This is a genomic window from Pseudoflavonifractor sp. 60 (genome assembly GCF_009911645.1).
In the GTDB taxonomy this organism is placed as follows: Bacteria; Bacillota; Clostridia; order Oscillospirales; family Oscillospiraceae; genus Lawsonibacter.
In genome coordinates this window covers 1-2,134 of record NZ_QWKI01000208.1, presented here as the reverse complement: position 1 = coordinate 2,134, position 2,134 = coordinate 1, and the positions used below count along the sequence as shown (strand labels likewise).

Genomic DNA, 2,134 nt, shown 5'->3' with positions numbered 1-2,134 from the left:
GCCGTGGAGAACGGCATTTTGAACGGCTACAGCGACGGGCGGTTAGGCCCCCAGGGGCAGGCCACTCGTGCGCAGGTGGCGCAGATGCTGCAAAACTTTATGGAAAATCAGACTGAATGACGGTCAGAGGGACGCAAAGGGGTGAGGATAAAAAATCACTCTGTGCCGACCGGAAACGTCGGCACAGGAGTGAAAACGGAAGATTCGATATGTTTGTTGACAAGCTCTGTCCTTCTATGATAAACTAAAATCCATATTTGAACCCAACTGAATATGGCTTTTGAGCCGGTACATAGACCACCACACAAGAACCCCAGCGAGAGGAAAACTCCCGCTGGGGCTGGTGTGTCTATGTACCGGCTTCTTTTTTGCTCTGACAGAGGAGAAGCCTCTAACTGACAGCCGGGAGGGTGCGCTGCCCTGTCCACAGGGATAGCGAGCATCGGATTTCGCCCCCCAGGGGCAAAATCCAGTCCCAGGGGAGACCCCTGAATACCCCCTCCCACGGTGGAAATTCGACAGAATGGAGGAATTATTTTGAGTGCGAACGATGAAAAAGTCCGTCTGAAAATCAGACTGACCGAAGAAGAAAAGGCCAAGCTGGAGCATGATGCCGCCCTGTGCGGCCTGACCCAATCCGAATACTTCCGGCAGATTTGTTTGGGCAAGCGGCCCAGGCCCAAGCAGCCGCCCGAGTTTTGGGAACTGCTGGACGCTTTGTATGAAGTCTATGATAAGCTGGAACGGCTGACCGCCTACTGCCCAGAGGTGGTAGAAGAATGTTCACGGCTTGAAAAGCTCGTCCTGTTCTTACAGGAGGTGGTGTGATGGCAACCACCAGCCTATGGCACATCAAAGGACGGCTCAGTGACCTGATCGCCTACGTGGAAAACCCGGAGAAAACTGTCCCTAAATGCACCGAGGACTTCTTCAATGTATTTTCGTACATCCAGAATCCGCAGAAAACTGCGGGCGGTTCTTTTGTCACCGCCATCAACTGCCTGAAGCAGACGGCTTTGCGGCAAATGATCCTGACCAAGCAGCGGTACGGCAAAGAGGACAAGTACATTGCGTGGCACGGCTATCAGAGCTTCAAGCCGGGTGAAGTCACCCCGGAGCGGTGCCACGAGATCGGCGTGAAGCTGGCACAGGAGATGTGGGGCGATAAATTTCAGGTCATTGTCACCACGCACCTTGACAAAGGCCATCTGCATAATCATTTCTGTTTCAATTCAGTATCTTTCAAGGACGGTAGAAAGTACAACTACTCCAAAACTGAGCAGCAGCGTCTCCGGGACACCTCAGACCAGCTTTGCCGGGAATACGGCCTGTCCGTCATTGAGCATGGCCGCAAGGCTCCCAGCCGCCCCGTCTGGCTGGACGAGCAGAGCGGCAAGCCCACCCGCTATAATGTCTACCGGGCGGACGTGCGGGAAGCGGTAAACGGCAGCAGGACGGTAGAGATGATGGAGAAGTATCTCCGGCGCAAGGGCTATCACACCGACTTCACAGGGAAACACTGGAAAATACGCCTACCGCAGTACCAGCACTTCACCCGGCTGGACACCTTGGACGAGCGGTGGACGCCAGAGAACATCAGGCGCAGCCTGGGCGTACAGGCCAGCTTTGGCAACAAGCGTCCCACCGTCAATTTCGCCCCGGAGCTGCCGGAGGAACTGCGGGTCTATGTGCCGTTTCAGCGCACCTCCCACATCTACAGGCTGTTCCTCTATTGGGAATACCAGCTTGGCATTTTGCCCAAGGGAACCACCTATCAGCCCACCAACCCATTTATGCGGGAAGAATTGCGGAAGCTGGACGCTATCACCACCCAGGTAGATTATCTGGCGAAAAATCGCATTGAAACGCTGGACGATCTTCTTTCAGCCCGTGAAACCATCCAAAGTGAAATGGACACGCTGACCAGTCAGCGGACAAAACTTCAAAATAAAATCCGTAGAGCGTCACTGGCTGAAAAGGAACAGTTGCGGGCCGAAAAGCAGGCTGTGACTGCGCAGATCGCCGCCTGTCGCAAGAAATTGAAGTTGAATATCGGCGTTGAGGAACGATCTGCCAAAATCCAGGACACGATGGATATGGTTTACACCAACGAGGAACAGCACCGCCGGATGGA

2 protein-coding genes are annotated in these 2,134 nt (G+C 54.2%); both read left to right on the top strand.

Annotation, left to right across the window (positions count from 1 at the left end):
* Positions 1-537: 537 nt before the first annotated feature.
* The gene (locus tag D1646_RS19755) at positions 538-828 is read left to right on the top strand and encodes a ribbon-helix-helix protein, CopG family (RefSeq protein WP_160638102.1); all 291 of its coding nucleotides are present in this window, start codon (positions 538-540) and stop codon (positions 826-828) included.
* Positions 828-2,134, top strand: a 1,307-nt coding sequence (locus tag D1646_RS19750) for a relaxase/mobilization nuclease domain-containing protein (protein WP_160638101.1), incomplete at its 3' end; no start/stop codon positions are given. The genes D1646_RS19755 and D1646_RS19750, both read left to right, overlap by 1 nt.